Origin of the sequence: Erwinia sp. B116, assembly GCF_002865965.1 — a bacterium.
GTDB lineage: Bacteria > Pseudomonadota > Gammaproteobacteria > Enterobacterales > Enterobacteriaceae > Erwinia.
The window spans coordinates 63,904-79,537 of the sequence record NZ_JRZZ01000015.1 but is presented as its reverse complement, the minus strand read 5'-3'; the positions used below and the strand labels follow the sequence as shown (position 1 = coordinate 79,537).

General features: G+C 63.8%; 14 protein-coding genes. 3 read left to right on the top strand and 11 right to left on the bottom strand.

The window, feature by feature from the left end; all coding sequences use genetic code 11:
• Positions 1–142: 142 nt before the first annotated feature.
• The 7 genes from NV64_RS12490 to NV64_RS12460 are packed head-to-tail and all read right to left on the bottom strand — an operon-like array spanning position 143 to position 5,722.
• On the bottom strand, positions 143–622 hold the full coding sequence (locus NV64_RS12490) for a DUF2878 domain-containing protein (protein WP_101506036.1): 480 nt from the start codon (positions 620–622) through the stop codon (positions 143–145).
• Entirely contained in the window at positions 619–1,848 is a 1,230-nt protein-coding gene (locus tag NV64_RS12485; protein ID WP_056237047.1) for a cyclopropane-fatty-acyl-phospholipid synthase family protein, read from the bottom strand. Before NV64_RS12485 ends, NV64_RS12490 begins: the two co-directional genes overlap by 4 nt.
• Before the next feature lie 3 nt (positions 1,849–1,851).
• On the bottom strand, positions 1,852–2,565 hold the full coding sequence (locus NV64_RS12480; protein ID WP_056237046.1) for a DUF1365 domain-containing protein: 714 nt from the start codon (positions 2,563–2,565) through the stop codon (positions 1,852–1,854).
• Entirely contained in the window at positions 2,562–3,827 is a 1,266-nt protein-coding gene (locus NV64_RS12475) for an NAD(P)/FAD-dependent oxidoreductase (RefSeq protein WP_101506035.1), read from the bottom strand. Before NV64_RS12475 ends, NV64_RS12480 begins: the two co-directional genes overlap by 4 nt.
• Complete coding sequence (locus NV64_RS12470) at positions 3,824–4,546, bottom strand: SDR family NAD(P)-dependent oxidoreductase (RefSeq protein WP_101506034.1); 723 nt, start codon at positions 4,544–4,546, stop codon at positions 3,824–3,826. The genes NV64_RS12475 and NV64_RS12470 overlap by 4 nt, the downstream gene beginning before the upstream one ends.
• Complete coding sequence (locus NV64_RS12465; protein WP_056237041.1) at positions 4,543–4,980, bottom strand: nuclear transport factor 2 family protein; 438 nt, start codon at positions 4,978–4,980, stop codon at positions 4,543–4,545. Before NV64_RS12465 ends, NV64_RS12470 begins: the two co-directional genes overlap by 4 nt.
• A gap of 10 nt (positions 4,981–4,990) precedes the next feature.
• Entirely contained in the window at positions 4,991–5,722 is a 732-nt protein-coding gene (locus NV64_RS12460) for a MerR family transcriptional regulator (RefSeq protein WP_056237039.1), read from the bottom strand.
• 379 nt (positions 5,723–6,101) lie between these two features.
• Between NV64_RS12460 and dinG the strand changes: the two genes are divergently transcribed.
• Positions 6,102–8,264 carry an ATP-dependent DNA helicase DinG gene (gene dinG / locus NV64_RS12455; protein ID WP_101506033.1) on the top strand — a complete coding sequence of 721 codons (2,163 nt, stop codon included), beginning with the start codon at positions 6,102–6,104 and terminating at the stop codon, positions 8,262–8,264.
• 24 nt (positions 8,265–8,288) lie between these two features.
• Positions 8,289–9,260, top strand: a complete 972-nt coding sequence (ybiB, locus tag NV64_RS12450) for a DNA-binding protein YbiB (RefSeq protein ID WP_101506032.1) — start codon at positions 8,289–8,291, stop codon at positions 9,258–9,260.
• Between the two features lie 128 nt (positions 9,261–9,388).
• On the opposite strand, the gene NV64_RS12445 is transcribed toward ybiB, so the two are convergent.
• The 3 genes from NV64_RS12445 to hutH all read right to left on the bottom strand — a co-directional run bounded on the left by NV64_RS12445 (position 9,389) and on the right by hutH (position 13,936).
• The gene (locus tag NV64_RS12445) at positions 9,389–10,546 is read right to left on the bottom strand and encodes a M20 aminoacylase family protein (RefSeq protein WP_056237033.1); all 1,158 of its coding nucleotides are present in this window, start codon (positions 10,544–10,546) and stop codon (positions 9,389–9,391) included.
• A gap of 131 nt (positions 10,547–10,677) precedes the next feature.
• On the bottom strand, positions 10,678–12,363 hold the full coding sequence (hutU, locus tag NV64_RS12440; protein WP_101506031.1) for a urocanate hydratase: 1,686 nt from the start codon (positions 12,361–12,363) through the stop codon (positions 10,678–10,680).
• Positions 12,364–12,379: 16 nt separating this feature from the next.
• Positions 12,380–13,936 carry a histidine ammonia-lyase gene (gene hutH / locus NV64_RS12435; RefSeq protein WP_056237028.1) on the bottom strand — a complete coding sequence of 519 codons (1,557 nt, stop codon included), beginning with the start codon at positions 13,934–13,936 and terminating at the stop codon, positions 12,380–12,382.
• A 311-nt stretch (positions 13,937–14,247) separates the two neighbouring features.
• Between hutH and hutC the strand changes: the two genes are divergently transcribed.
• The gene (hutC, locus tag NV64_RS12430) at positions 14,248–15,003 is read left to right on the top strand and encodes a histidine utilization repressor (protein WP_101506030.1); all 756 of its coding nucleotides are present in this window, start codon (positions 14,248–14,250) and stop codon (positions 15,001–15,003) included.
• On the opposite strand, the gene NV64_RS12425 is transcribed toward hutC, so the two are convergent.
• Positions 14,987–15,547 carry a HutD family protein gene (locus NV64_RS12425; RefSeq protein WP_056237024.1) on the bottom strand — a complete coding sequence of 187 codons (561 nt, stop codon included), beginning with the start codon at positions 15,545–15,547 and terminating at the stop codon, positions 14,987–14,989. The two genes, hutC and NV64_RS12425, sit on opposite strands and share 17 nt — an antisense overlap.
• Positions 15,548–15,634: the final 87 nt, after the last annotated feature.

Below are 15,634 nucleotides of genomic sequence, written 5' to 3'. Positions count from 1 at the left end.
CAGCAGACTTCAGGCTTCGGGCTTCGGGCTTTGGGCTTCAGGCTCCAGGCTCCAGGCTTCAGGCTTCAGGCTTCGGGCTTCAGGCTTCCGGCTTCGGGCTTCAGGCTTCGGGCTTCAGGCTTCCGGCTTCCGGCTTCAGCCTTCAGGTACCCGGTATCAGCTTTCGGCTGGCGGGCAGCAGCAGCGCCCAGCCGACGGCAAGCAGAGTAAACACCTGCCAGCCCGGCTGGTGCAGCTGCATGGCGCCAAGACGCTCGCCAAGGTAGTAAGAGAACGGGCCGCTCAGCGCGCCGAGCCCCATCAGCCACGGCCAGCCCAGCCGGTAGCGCTGCAGAAACAGCGGCCACCAGCAGGCAAACGCCAGCCACAGCGCCAGCATCCAGGCGGGGAACGTGGCGCTGCTGTTAAAGCTGAACAGCCCGCACCGCAGCCACAGTCCGTCCATCGCCACCCCAAGGGCGGCCAGCAGCAGCAGCGGTATCCTGCGTGCCGGCGGGCTGCACAGCCAGGCCAGCAGCGCCAGCAGCAGCAGGGGGATAGTCGCCGCATCGCGCAGGCTCACCGCCAGCGTCCAGAACAGGTTGAACGCCAGGGTCAGGCCCGCAAAGCGGCGGCCGCTCATGGCCGCTGCAGCGTCAGTTGCACGGTGCCGATGGTGCGCGCGTGAAAACCGGCTTCACAGTAGCAGAGGTAGAACAGCCACATGCGGCGGAAGCGTTCATCAAACTGCCCCTGCGCCAGCTGCGGCCAGGCGCTGTCGAAACGCTGCCGCCACTGCTGCAGGGTGCGCGCATAGTCAGCGCCGATCTCCAGCCGGTCGGTGAGTACAAAGTCGCTGACCTCGTTAACCGTTTTTTGCAGCAGGCTGATGGCCGGCAGAAAGCCGCCGGGGAAAATATAGCGCTGGATAAAGTCCACCCCGCGGCTGTAGCTGGTCAGCCGCTCTTCGCTGATGGTGATCGCCTGCAGCGCCAGCCGGCCACCTGGCTTCAGCAGCTGCTGGCAGCGGCGGATAAACAGCGGGATATAGGCTTTGCCCACCGCCTCAATCATCTCAATCGAGACGATTTTGTCGAACTGCCCGCTGAGGTGGCGGTAATCTTCGCACAGCACGGTGACCCGGTCGCTGAGCCCGGCGGCGGCAATACGCTGGCAGCACCAGGCATACTGTTCGCGCGAGATGGTGGTGGTGGTCACCCGGCAGCCATACTCGCGGGCGGCGAACTCCGCCATCGCCCCCCAGCCGCTGCCGATCTCCAGCAGGTGATCCTGCGGGCCTAGCGCCAGCTGGTCGCACAGCCGGCGCATTTTCGCCTGCTGTGCCTGCTCCAGCGTCATCTCCGGCTGCGGGTACCAGCCGCTGGAGTAGAGCATGGCATCATCGAGAAAGGCGCGGTAGAAATCGTTGCCGAGATCGTAGTGGGCGGCGATATTGCGCTGCGCCTGGCGCACGCTGTTGCGCCGCAGGGCGTGCAGCAGCTGGTTCAGCGGCGTGCTCAGCCAGCTGAAGCGGGACTCCAGCCGGTCGGTGACCGCCATATTTTGCGCCAGCGTCTGGATCACCGCGGTGAGATCCGGCGTGTGCCAGTCGCCGTCCATCCAGCTTTCAGCCGCCGCAATGCTGCCGCCAAGCAGCACCCGGCGATAGACTCTGGAGCGGCTTACCACCACTTCCGCCTGCAGCGCCGCCTGTGGGTCGCCAAAGAACTGCCTGCCGAGCAGCGGGTCGTGCAGCAGCAGGCCCGCACCCTCAATATGCTGCAGCAGTGAAAACAGGATCCGTCGCGAGGCGGAAAAACGTTTGCCGCCTTTTGCGCGGCGCGTCAGGCTTACGTCGGTGCCAGGCATGTTTTATTTCTCCGGCTTGTGATGGTCATAGACCGGCGCACCCTTGCGCCATAATTTCCACGCCTGCCAGTAAATGGCCAGCGCGGTGCGAACGGTCATCAGCGGAAATCGCCAGAGAAAATGGCGCAGGTTAGGGCGGGTAAGCGGCTGGCTGCGCAGGTGCAGCGTGGCGTCAAACTCGCGACCTTCACGGTGATTTTCAATATGTACGGTCAGCGACCTGCCCGGCGGCGAGAGCCGCCAGTGATAGACCATCTCCAGCGGATTAAACGGCGAGACGTGAAACGCTTTTTCGGTGGTTTCACTGCCGTCCGGCTTCACCGCGTAGGTGTGACGCTCGTTCCACGGCGTGTTTCTCACCTCCGCCAGCATCCAGCGCAGTTCGCCAGCCTCGTCATAAAGGTAGTAGAAATTGACCGGGTTAAAGGAGCAGCCGAAATAGCGCAGCTGGGTCAGCAGCAGCACCCGGCCGCTGAGCCGTTCGCCGGTCAGCTCCGCGATGCGCGTCTGCGCCCGCTGTTTGATGTCGCCGCCGCCGAGGTAATCGTCGGCGCAGAAGCTGGCGGCGTTGAAACGACGGCGGCCGATGCCTGCCTTATGCAGCAGCGGCAGCTCATCCAGATCGATCAGCGGCATAAAGATGCGGTAGCTGAACCGGTGATCGACCGGGGTAAAGCGGCGGTGGCGAACGTGGCCGCTGTAGAGCAGGCTGTTCACAGCAGGCCCCGCTGTTCCATACCGGCGACCACGTCCAGCGCGCTGCGCACCCCGTCTTCGTGAAAGCCGTTGTAGCTCCAGGCACCGCAGAACCAGCTGCGGTTATCGCCGTTGAGCTGCAGCCGCTGCTGCTGCGCCTGCGGGCTGCGCAGGCCGAACTGCGGGTGATGGTAGCTGAAGCGGTGCAGAACTTTATCCGCATCGATGGTTTCGCTCGGGTTAAGCGTGACGCAGAAGGTGTGCGGTGCGCTAATCCCCTGCAGGATGTTCATGTTGTAGGTGACGCTGGCGCCGAGCAGTTCGTCGCCGCCGTCGCTGTCGTTCAGCCGGTAATTCCAGCTGGCCCAGGCGGCACGGGCGGTCGGCAGCAGCCGGGTGTCGGTGTGCAGCACCACCTCATTGGCGCGATAAGGGATGCTGCTGAGCATATCGCTCTCCGCTTCGCTGGCGTCCGCCAGCAACTGCAGCGTCTGATCGCTGTGGCAGGCGAAAATCACCTGGTCGTAGCGCTGGCTGCCGCGTGAGCTCTCCAGGGTGACGCCGTGCGCATCGCGGGTAACGCGGGTCACCGGCGTGTTGAGAAACACCTGGGTCTGTTCGCCAAGCCGCGGCATCAGGCGGCGAATATACTCGCGCGAGCCGCCGGGCACCACAAACCACTGCGGGCGATGAGTGACGTCCAGCAGCCCGTGGTGGTTGAAAAAGTGCAGAAACTGCGCCAGCGGCATCCGCCGCATCTCGGCCAGCGAGGTGGACCAGATCGCGGCGCCCATCGGCAGGATATAGTGGCGGGCGAAAAAATCGCTGAAGCGGTGCTGACGCAGAAATTCATCGAGGATGCTGCGATCGGTGCTGCGCGTCAGCCACTTTTTAGCACAGCGGTTAAAGCGCAGGATTTCGCTGAGAAAGTGCCAGAAGCCGGGTTTCAGCAGGTTGCTGCGCTGGGCAAACAGCGTGCTCAGCGTATGGCCGTTGTACTCCAGCCCGCTGCGGTTGTTGCGTACCGAAAAACTCATCTCGGTGGGCTGGCTGTTGATGCCTAACTCATTGAGCAGCGCCAGAAAGCGCGGGTAGGTACGGTCGTTATAGACGATAAATCCGGTGTCGATCGCCCACTGCTGCCCGTCCAGCTCGACGTCAACGGTGGCGGTATGCCCGCCGGGGCGCGGCCCGGCCTCGTACAGGTCAACCCCGGCGCGCGACGCCAGTTTCCAGGCGCAGCTCAGCCCGGCAATGCCACTTCCTATGATTGCTATCCTCAAGATGACCTCGTCATGCGCTGGGTGAGGCGGCGTTGCAGGCGCTGTGGCAGCCGGGAGGTCACCTGCAGAATAAACGCAAACAGCCGCGGAAAAGCGATTTCAGCCCGTCCGCGGGCGAGGCCGCGGCGGATGTACTTTGATGCCCGGCTGACGGTAATCATCATCGGCATCGCGAAATCATTGCGGCGGGTCAGCGGGGTATCAACAAACCCCGGCAGCACAAGGCTGACGCCAATCTGCCGCCACCGCAGATCCTGCGCGAGGCTGCGGGCAAAATAGGCCAGCGCGGCCTTAGAGGCTCCGTACGCTTCCGCACGCGGCAGCGGGACCAGACCGGCGGTCGAGCCGACCAGCGCCACCCGGCTGCCGGCGGCCATCTGCGGCAGCAGCACCTCAAGGCAGTTGACCGGGCCGATAAAGTTGGTCTGCATCACCCGCTGGACTTTGGCCGCTTCCACCACGCCGTTGTCGAGGTACTCGCAGCTGCCCGCGCAGAGGATCACCAGCTCCGCCGTGCGGCCCTCTAACGCCGCGTGGGTATCAGCCAGATCGGTCATATCAAACAGGCACAGCTCAATGCCCGGATGGCGGGCGGTCAGGGTCGCCAGCCGCTGCGCGTCGCGCCCGCAGGCAGTGACCTGCCAGCCGTCGGCAGCGTAGTCCAGCGCCAGCTGGTGGCCAATGCCGGAGCTGGCCCCGGTAATCAGTACCCGTTTCATGGTCGTAACCGCCGCTTAATCAGCCCGGTTACCGTCCCCAGTAGCGGCAGCCTGTCGTACAGCATCGCGCCCAGGTCGTAGTAATCCTGCTGGAAGTGAATTTTGTCATCGGTAAACTTCAGGTAGCTGCTGCCCTCCAGCTGCTGCGCGGCACCGCGCTGCAGGGCGGGATGGGCAAAGTCCATCCGCCACAGCAGCAGTGCGTCATCGTCAAACTGACGGGCTAAGGTGACGTCAAACCGGCAGTAGCGCAGGTTTTTCAGCAGGCTGGCGAAGTAGTGTTCCAGCTGCGGCAGACCCTGGTGTGTGCCCACCGGATCGCGCAGGCAAATCTCAGGATGATAAATCTCTGCCAGCTCTGACAGAGGGCGAGCGTCCAGCGACCGGTAAAAACTCACCAGCCGATCGAGTGTGGCCTGCTGCAACTGCGACATGGTTCACCCCTTACTCTCCGTGCCAGGCGATAAGGAACCCCTGTTCCTGCCACCAGGTCAACTGCTCCTGCTGACGCTTGGTTAACGGTTTACCGGTATAAACGAAAATCTGCTGGCCGGGGAACAGCTCCGGCCGCGGCGAATCCAGCGGTTCAGCCAGCACGTCGATGCGCCAGCCCTGTTGCGACAGCCGCCAGGCTTCCAGCCACAGGCGGGTACGATCCTCGTTACCCCAGCCGATCAGCAGCGCGTTATTGCCGGCGCGCTTGCGCGACCCGGCAAGGCAGAAGGTGACGTAGTCAATCAGCGCGCCGTCCAGCAGGCTGCACAGCGCACGTGCGGTGTTTTGATCGAGGTTCAGCCGCTGGCGGATCGGCACGTAGACCCGATCGATCATCTCAGCTGCCGGGTTCTCACGGCCGGTGGCGGCGATTTTTGCCCGCAGTTTTGCCGGCCGGACGGTGCGCAGAACGGTCAGGATCTCCTCCTGCAGCGCCCCCCATCCATCATCAAGGCTGATATTTTCGCCATCGAGCAGTGCCTTAACCTTACCGACCGGTACGCCGCTGCCGATCCAGCGCTTGATCTCTTCAATGCGCTGAATGTCGTCTTCATCAAACTGACGGTGGCCGCCTTCCGTGCGTTGAGGTTTAAGCAGGCCATAGCGACGCTGCCAGGCGCGCAGCGTAACCGGATTGATGCCGCAGCGTTCGGCAACGTCGCCGATGCTGAATAAGGTCATGGATTACCTCTTGAAGCTTAAAGAACAGTGAACAACCTAACCAATTATAGCAGTCTGTACAATAAATTTATTGGTGTACAACTTGTAAAGAATCTGAAAAACGCCTTAGACGGTCTTTCGCCACGCGATATACACGATAATTCACGCACCTGTACCGGCTCTCCTGCGGCGGCCGTGCGGGCCAGTGCGTCAGCCTGCGGCGCTACGCTGTTGAGCAGAAAAGAGTATACCCACCGGCGTTTTGCAGGCTGTATACCGGTGCACTCTGCCGGTCCCCGGCGGTCATCTTTTGCGGCGTGCTGCAGGAATCGTTTTTCAGGGCTGACGCGGTGGCGATACTGTGTAAAAATACAGCCCTGTTTCATCAATAGTGGTTGTTATGGCGTTAACTGCCGCGTTAAAAACGCAAATCGCCGGGTGGTACAAAGCCCTGCAACAGCAAGTCCCTGATTTTATCCCCCGTGCACCGCAGCGGCAGATGATTGCCGAAGTGGCAAAAACGCTCTCCGGGGAGGAGGGGCGGCACCTGGCGATCGAAGCGCCGACCGGGGTGGGTAAAACCCTCTCTTACCTGATCCCCGGCATCGCCGTTAGCCGCGCGGAAGAGAAACCGCTGGTGGTCAGCACCGCCAACGTGGCGCTGCAGGATCAGATCTACAGCAAGGATCTGCCGCTGCTGAAGAAGATTATCCCCGATCTGCGCTTCACCGCGGCCTTTGGCCGTGGCCGCTATGTCTGTCCGCGCAACCTGTCGGCGCTCTCCACCGACGAGCAGCAGCAGGGCGATCTGCTGCTGTTTCTCGACGACGAGATGACCGCCAGCAAGGCCGAGCGCGCCGTCTGCAGCGAGCTGCAGAAATCGCTCGATCGCCATCAGTGGGACGGCCTGCGCGATCACTGCGCGGAGAATATTGAAGACTCGCTGTGGCAGCGGCTGAGCACCGATAAGGCCAACTGTCTCGGCAGCAACTGCCACTGGTTCCGAGAATGCCCGTTTTACGTGGCGCGGCGAGAAATTGAGGATGCCGACGTGGTGGTCGCCAACCACGCGCTGGTGATGGCGGCGCTGGAGACCGAGTCGGTGCTGCCGCCGCCGAAAAACCTGCTGCTGGTGCTCGACGAAGGCCACCACCTGCCGGAGGTGGCGCGCGACGCGCTGGAGATGAGCGGCGAAATCACCCCCGGCTGGAATACCCTGCAGCTCGACCTGTTCTGCCGGCTGGTGGAGCAGTGCATGGCGCAGTTCCGCCCGAAACGACCGCCGCCGCTGGCCAGCCCGGAACGGCTGAAGGGCCACTGCGAAGAGGTCCGCGAGCAGCTGCAGATGCTGTCGCAGATCCTCGGCCTGTGGCTGCCGCCGGAGGGCCAGGAGGGCGAACACCGCTTTGAGATGGGGCTGCTGCCGGAAGAGGTGCTGACCATCTGCGCACGGCTGTTTAAGCTGACCGACGCGCTGCGCGGGCTGGCGGAAGGGCTGATGAACGATCTCAGCGAAAAGAGCGGCCAGTATGACGTGGTGCGCCTGCACCGCACGCTGCTGCAAATCAACCGCGCGCTGGGCTGGTTTGAGGCCGGCAGCAAGCTGTGGCGGCTGGCCTCGCTGGAACAGGCCTCCGGCGCGCCGGTGTCGAAATGGGTGACCCGCGAGGTGCGCGACGGCGCGGCGCATCTGCTGTTCCACTGCGCCGGCATCCGCGTCAGCGAGCAGCTGGAAAAACTGCTGTGGCGTAAAATTCCTCACGTGGTGGTCACCTCGGCAACGCTGCGTTCGCTGAACAGCTTCCAGCGGCTGCAGGAGATGTCCGGGCTCAGCGAGCGGGCGGACGACCGCTTTGTGGCGCTGGACTCGCCGTTTAACCATCGCGATCAGGGCAAGCTGGTGATCCCTGAGATGCGCTTCGAACCGCAGCTGGCCAACGAGGTGCAGCACCTGGCCGAAATGGCGCACTTTTTCCGCGACCAGATTAAACAGGGCGCGCACAAAGGCATTCTGGTGCTGTTTGCCAGCGGCCGGGCGATGCAGCAGTTTATCGCCTACCTGCCGGAGCTGCGGCTGACCATGCTGGTGCAGGGCGATAAACCCCGACCTTTGCTGGTTGCGCTGCACCGCAGGCGGGTCGAGGAGGGAGAGACCAGCATTCTGGTCGGGCTGCAGTCCTTCGCCGAGGGGCTGGACCTGAAAGGCGATCTGCTCTCCCAGGTACATATCCATAAAATTGCCTTTCCCCCGGTGGACAGTCCGGTTATTTTGACCGAAGGGGAATGGCTGAAGAGCCTGAAGCGCTATCCGTTTGAGGTGCAGAGCCTGCCGAGCGCGTCGTTTAATCTGATCCAGCAGGTCGGGCGGCTGATCCGCAGCCACCAGTGCTTTGGCGAGATCGTGATTTACGACCGCCGGCTGCTGAGCAAAAGCTACGGCGCGCGCCTGCTGGGGGCGCTGCCGGTGTTTCCTATCGAGCAGCCGCCGATGCCGGCGGGAGAGCTGCCGAAAGCCGTGACCCCCGCGCCGAAGAAGCGCGCCGCGCCGTACCGCCGGCGATAATCGTAACCCTGAGTGAGCCGATGCATGGAATATAACAAGATTATTAAAGAGGTCGGGCGCGGCAAGAACCATGCGCGTGACATTGACGCAGAAAGCGCCGCTGAGCTGTACCGCCGGATGCTGGCCGGTGAAGTGCCGGAGCTGGAGCTGGGGGCGATCCTGATCGCCCTGCGCATTAAAGGCGAGGGCGAGGAGGAGATGCTCGGCTTCTACCGTGCGATGCAGGAGCAAATGCCGCGCCTGACGCCGCCGGCGCATCTGCCGATGCCGGTGGTGATCCCCAGCTATAACGGCGCGCGCCGCCAGGGCAACCTGACGCCGCTGCTGGCGCTGCTGCTGCAGGCGCTCGGTTTCCCGGTGCTGGTCCACGGCGTCAGCAACGACGCCACCCGCGTGACCAGCGAGGCGGTGTTCCGTGAGCTGGGCATCGCCTCCCTGACCACCCCCGAACAGGTGCAGCAGCGGCTGGACGACGGCCAGCTGGCGTTTATCACCATCGATCATCTGTGCCCGCCGGTGGCACGCCAGCTGGACCTGCGCTGGCGGATGGGGGTGCGTAACAGCGCCCATACGCTGGCCAAGCTGGCCACGCCGTTCGCCGAGGACGCCGCGCTGCGCCTCGCCAGCGTTTCCCACCCGGAATATATTCCGCGGGTGGGCAAGTTTTTCAGCGCGGTGGGCGGGCGCGGGCTGCTGCTGAACGGCAGCGAAGGGGAAGTCTACGCCAGCCCGCAGCGCTGCCCGTCGGTCAGCCTGATCCACGGCGAGCAGCCGGAACAGCTGCTGTCGCGCCAGGAGGAGGTGACGCTGGCGGCAGGCGAACTGCCGGCGGCGAAGGATGCGGCGACCACCGCGGCGTGGATTACGCGCTGCCTGCAGCGCGAGGTGCCGGTGCCGCAGTCGCTGCGCCTGCAGGTCGCCTGCTGCTATCTGGCGACCGGCCGGGCGGTGGATCTCGACGGCGCGCTGGGGCAGATTGCCAGCGCCGGATATTGATACCGCAGAGGCTGCGCTAGCGCTGGCCGATCGAGGTCAGCCAGAGGTTGCGCCACATCTGCTGGCCTGCCGGGAGCAGTGGCGTTATTGACGGCCCGGCGCAGGACTGCTCACCGGGTGTGGCACGCTCAGCCGATCGGCAGCAGCCGCTCAACCAGCGTGCTCCACAGGCGGATGCCGGGGCCAATCAGCTCGTCATTAAAGTCATAATGCGCGTTGTGTAGCGGGCGGGACGGGGTGGCACCGTCGGCACCCAGCCAGAAGTAGGCGCCGGGGCAGACGTCGAGCATACAGGCAAAATCTTCTGACGCCATCGACGGGCTGACGTTCCAGTGCACCTGCTCCGCCGGCAGCAGCGCCAGCGCGCAGTCGCGCACCCGGCCGGCTTCCACCGCGTTGTTGTGGGTGACCGGGTAGTCTCCCTGGTACACGATGCTGCCCTCGACGCCCAGCGGCGCGGTCAGGGTGGTGACAAACTCGTTGACCATCTGCTTCACCCTCGCCCGCACGTCCGCCTGCAGGCAGCGGATGGTGCCGCGCAGCACCACGATATCCGGTATGACGTTGATCGCCTCACCGCCGTGGATCTGGGTAATGCTCACCACCGCCGAGGCCAGCGGCGACAGGCGGCGGGCGGGAATGGTCTGCAGGGCGAGGATCAGCTGCGCGGCGGCGACGATCGGGTCGGCACCGTTCTCCGGCATCGCCGCATGGGTGCTGCGGCCGCGCAGGGTAATTTCAAACGAGTCCAGCGACGCCATCATCGCGCCGTCGTTAACCGCCACATGGCCGGCGGGCAGCCCCGGCCAGTTATGCATACCGTAGATCGCGTCCATCGGGAACAGCGTAAACAGCCCCTCTTCGACCATTTTCCGCGCGCCGCCGAGGTTCTCTTCGGCGGGCTGGAAGACGAAGTGTACCGTGCCGCTGAAGTTTCGCGTCCGGCTCAGGTGGGTTGCCGCTGCCAGCAGCATCGCGGTGTGGCCGTCGTGGCCGCAGGCGTGCATCACGCCGGCACGGGTCGAGCGGTGTGGCGGGTGGCTCAGTTCGGCGATCGGCAGGGCGTCCATATCGGCGCGCAGGCCGATGGTCGGCCCCGGGCCGTTTTCCAGCGTGCCGACCACGCCGGTGCCCGCCAGCCCGCGATGCACCTGCAGCCCGGCGGCGGCCAGCTGTTCTGCAACCAGCTGCGCGGTCTGGTGCTCCTGATAACCCAGTTCCGGGTGCGCATGCAGCGCACGGCGCCAGGCGGTGGCTTCGGCGATCAGCGAAACGGAAATTGCCATTGATTACTCTCCTGTAGGGACTCAACCACCCGCTCTGTGGGCAGCAGCTAAGGTAGCATAAAACGCGGCGGGAAACGGGTAAAGCGGGGCAGGGGCGGCAGAAAAAGGGCCGGTTAACCCGGCCCGCTGTGTTACTTAATCATCGGCAGATTCAGCTCATGCTGCGCAGCGCAGCGTCTGGCAATATCGTAACCGGCATCCGCATGGCGCATCACCCCGGTGGCCGGGTCGTTCCACAGCACGCGGCTGAGGCGCTTATCGGCTTCAGCCGTGCCGTCAGCGACGATCACTACCCCGGCATGCTGTGAGAAGCCCATACCGACCCCACCGCCGTGGTGCAGGCTGACCCAGGTTGCCCCGCCTGCGGTGTTCAGCAGCGCGTTGAGCAGCGGCCAGTCGGACACCGCGTCCGATCCGTCCTGCATCGCTTCGGTTTCGCGGTTCGGCGAGGCCACAGAGCCACAGTCGAGGTGATCGCGGCCAATTACCACCGGCGCCTTCAGCTCACCGTTACGCACCATCTCATTAAATGCCAGCCCGGCCAGATGGCGTTCGCCCAGCCCCAGCCAGCAGATACGCGCCGGCAGCCCCTGGAAGGCAATGCGTTCCTGCGCCATATCCAGCCAGCGGTGCAGGTTTTTGTTGTCCGGGAACAGCGTTTTCAGCTTGGCATCGGTGCGGTAGATGTCTTCCGGGTCGCCGGAGAGCGCCACCCAGCGGAACGGTCCTTTCCCTTCACAGAACAGCGGCCGGATATAGGCGGGAACAAAGCCCGGGAAGTCAAAGGCGTTTTCCACCCCCTCTTCCAGTGCCACCTGGCGAATATTATTGCCGTAATCGACGGTCGGGATGCCCATGTTGTGAAAGTCGAGCATCGCCTGGACGTGCACGGCCATCGAAGCGCGCGCCGCCAGTTCCACCGCTTTCGGCTGGCTGCTGCGCTCATCCAGCCAGCGAGCCAGCGACCAGCCTGCCGGCAGATAGCCGTTAACCGGATCGTGAGCGGAGGTCTGGTCGGTAACGATATCCGGCCGCATACCGCCGGCTCTGGCGCGTTTGACCAGCTCCGGCAGGATCTCTGCGGCGTTACCGAGCAGGCCGACGGAGATAGCGCGTTTCTCTTTACAGGCGTTGTCGATCATCGCCAGCGCGTCGTCAATGGTCTCTGCGCGGTAGTCGAGGTAGCGGGTGCGCAGGCGAAAATCAATCCGCGAATCCTGGCACTCTATCGCCAGCACCGACGCCCCGGCCAGTACGCCGGCCAGCGGCTGTGCGCCGCCCATGCCGCCCAGACCGGCGGTGAGGATCCATTTGCCGCTCAGGTCGCCGTTATAGTGCTGACGGCCGGCTTCGGCAAAGGTCTCAAAGGTACCCTGCACGATGCCCTGGGCACCAATATAGATCCAGGAACCGGCGGTCATCTGGCCGTACATCATCAGCCCGGCCTTATCCAGCTTGTGGAAATGATCCCAGTTGGCCCAGTGCGGCACCAGGTTGGAATTGGCGAGCAGCACGCGTGGCGCATCGGCGTGGGTGCGGAAAATACCCACCGGCTTGCCGGACTGCACCAGCAGCGTTTCATCCGGCTGTAACGCCTGCAGCGAGCGCAGGATCTGTTCGAAGCACTCCCAGTTGCGCGCGGCCTTACCGATGCCGCCATACACCACCAGATCTTCCGGGCGTTCGGCCACGTCCGGGTCGAGGTTGTTCTGGATCATGCGGTAAGCGGCTTCAATCAGCCAGTTGGCGCAGTGCAGGGTGTTGCCGTGCGGGGCGCGGATTGTGCGGGCTACCGCGTTGTTTACTGAATGAGTCATCTCTGTATTCCTTTTATCAAAGAGGGGTGTCAGAACAGCGGGTCGGTAACAGTGCCGCCAGACAATCCGGCCAGCCGTCGCGGGTGGCCCACTGACGCATATGCTCAAGATCCGGGGCCATCAGGCGGTCACGCTCAACAAAGGCCACCTGCTGACGGATGGTGGCCAGCGCCTGTTCCAGCAGCGGCGAGCTCTGCAGCGGACGCTGAAATTCAATCCCCTGGGCGGCGGCCATTGCTTCGATGCCGACCACGGCGGCGGTGTTAAAACACATCGCCCCCAGCCGGCGGGCGGCATAGGTGGCCATCGAGACGTGGTCCTCCTGGTTCGCGGAGGTCGGCAGGCTGTCGACGCTGCCCGGATGGGCAAGGGATTTGTTTTCCGAGGCCAGAGCGGCGGCGGTGACCTGGGCAATCATAAAGCCAGAATTGACCCCGCCATCCTGCACCAGGAATGGCGGCAATCCGGAGAGGCTACTGTCAAGCAGCAGCGCCATCCGTCGTTCGGAGATCGCGCCGATTTCGGCTATCGCCAGCGCGATAATGTCGGCGGCAAACGCCACCGGTTCAGCGTGGAAGTTACCGCCGGAGATCACCTCGCCGGTGTCGGTGAACACCAGCGGGTTATCAGAGGCGGCGTTAGCTTCAATCTGCAGCACCCGTGCCGCGTGGTTGAGGTTATCGAGGCAGGCACCCATCACCTGCGGTACACAGCGGATCGAGTAGGGATCCTGTACGCGGCCGCAGTTGGCATGTGAGGTGAGGATCCCACTGCCGGCCAGCAGCTGGCTGACGGCCGCGGCAACGGCGATCTGCCCCGGCTGCCCGCGTGCCTCATGAATGCGCGAGTCGAACGGTTTCACCGAGCCTTTAATCGCCTCCAGCGACAGCGCGCCGGCCATCAGCCCGGCGGCAAAGACGTTTTCGGCTTCAAACAGGCCACGCAGCGCCAGCGCGGTGGAGACCTGGGTGCCGTTCAGCAGCGCCAGGCCCTCTTTCGGGCCGAGCACCACGGGCTGCAAACCGGCGATTGCCAGGCCTTCGCGGGCCGGGATCAGCTTGCCCGCCACCCGTACCTCGCCTTCGCCCAGCAGCATCAGCGACAGGTGCGCCAGCGGCGCCAGATCCCCGGAGGCACCGACCGAGCCTTTCTCCGGAATACAGGGCATCACGCCGGCGTTGAACAGGCTAATCAGCGCGTCGACCAGCTCGATGCGGATGCCGGAGTGGCCGCGCGCCAGGCTAATCACCTTGGTCGCCATGATCATCCTGACCACCTCATCGGGCAGTAATTCGCCCAGTCCGACGCTGTGCGACAGCACCAGGTTGCGCTGCAGCTCCGCCAGGCGATCTGCCGGGATCGTAGTCTGCGCCAGTTTGCCGAAACCGGTGTTGATGCCGTAGGTCACTTTGCCTTCGCTGACGATGGCGGCTACCGTCTCACGCGCCTGTTGAATGCGACCGCGCGCCTGTTCATCCAGCGCCAGCGTCACATTACCGCGCCAGATGGCTTTCAGGGTGGTCAGCGTAACCTGACCGGGGCTGAGCAGGCAGATAGAGGTCGTGGATGTCATGGTTTACTCCTGTAGTGACAACGATATGGGCAGCAATGTCTGGCGAACAAAACGGCCTGACGGAAGCGGCTGCAGCGTAGGTGTTAACAGGAGTGAAACACAATTGTATATTCTTGTCTATACAACTTGACCGGGGAGTTTCTGTCCCTCACAAAAATAGTTGAGCGCCCGTCCGGAGAGGATTGGCTTGCGGGTCAAACGCTGGCTTTGCCAGCGCGTCAGGATAGCAGGCAGGTGGGTTGCAGATGTCTATACATTTAAGAGTTTACCTACTACACTGCCGTCATTAATTTTATCAGGATAAAAAAACTATGGCCGGTCAGTCCGCCATTTCTCAACTTGCCGCCGTAATGAGCGATCGGCCAGCGCCGATCTATCTGCGCGTGAAGCAGGCGATTATCAGCCAGATTACGGAAGGCGTGTGGCAGGCCAGGCAGCGGGTGCCGTCGGAGAGCGAGCTGGTAAACGAGCTCGGCGTCAGCCGTATGACCATCAACCGCGCGCTGCGTGAGCTGACCAGCGAAGGCTATCTGGTGCGTATGCAGGGGGTCGGTACTTTTGTCGCCGAAACCAAAGGCTACACCGCGATGCTCGAAGTGCACAATATTGCCGATGAGATCGCCCAGCGCGGCCACCGCCACAGCTGTAAAATCGTCCAGCTGGGCGAGAGCCGCGCCGATCCTGAGCAGGCCGCGGTGCTGGGCATCGGCAGCGGGCAGCCGCTGTTTCAGTCGCTGATCGTGCATTATGAAAACGAGCTGCCGGTGCAACTGGAGGAGCGGCTGGTTAACCCGCAGGTGGCCGCGGAGTACCTGCAGCAGGATTTCAGCCTGCAGACCCCCTATACCTACCTGATGCGCGTGGCACCCTTAACTGCGGGTGAACACGTGGTGGAAGCGGTGCTGCCCGACGCCCGCCAGTGTGAGCTGCTGGCGATGGAGGCGCACCAGCCGTGCCTGCTGATCCGCCGTCAGACCTGGAGCGACAGCAAGATCGTTACCTACGCGCGGCTGCTCTACCCCGGCTCACGTTATAAGCTGTTGGGCCGCTTCAAGGGGCATGGCTGATCGCGGCGATGCTGCCCCATAACAGCAGCGCGTCGGGTGACAGCGGCGTAAAGCTGCCGTCGTCACTTTCCCACCACGCCCCCTGGCCGGCGGACAGCCGCACCTGCGGATGCTGCCACTCGCCCTCCAGCACGTAGACCACCCCGGCGCAGGACGACAGCGGGCAAAAGGGCTTACGGGTGACTCCGGCCGACGCCGAGTGGCTTTCCCGGCGTGACATGATGTTAAAGTCGCGGCTCGGCCCGGCCGACAGGCGTGCGGCGATCGGCTCCTCTCCGGTGAAGGCAAACGGCTGGTTCGGCTGCAGCTGCTGGCGGAGTTGGCCGTCGCCGTACAGCGCCACGCCATCGCCGTCGAGCAGGGTAATGATCCTGTCGATGCCGGGAAACAGCGAGAAGTCGCCGTCGTGGGCGAGGGTGGCGATGCTGGCACGCCAGGCAAAATCTGCCTGGCCCGGCGGAAAGCTGATGATTTCGCGCGTTTCACCGCCGCCGTTGCGCCAGCGGCTGACCGGCAGCCGGGCGCAGTCATAGAAATGAATCATCGCAGCGCCTCCAGTGCCTCACGGCAGGCAGCGTCGATCTGCTCCTGCTGCGTGTGCCGTCCGGCGGTGATGCGCGGCTGCCCTGCG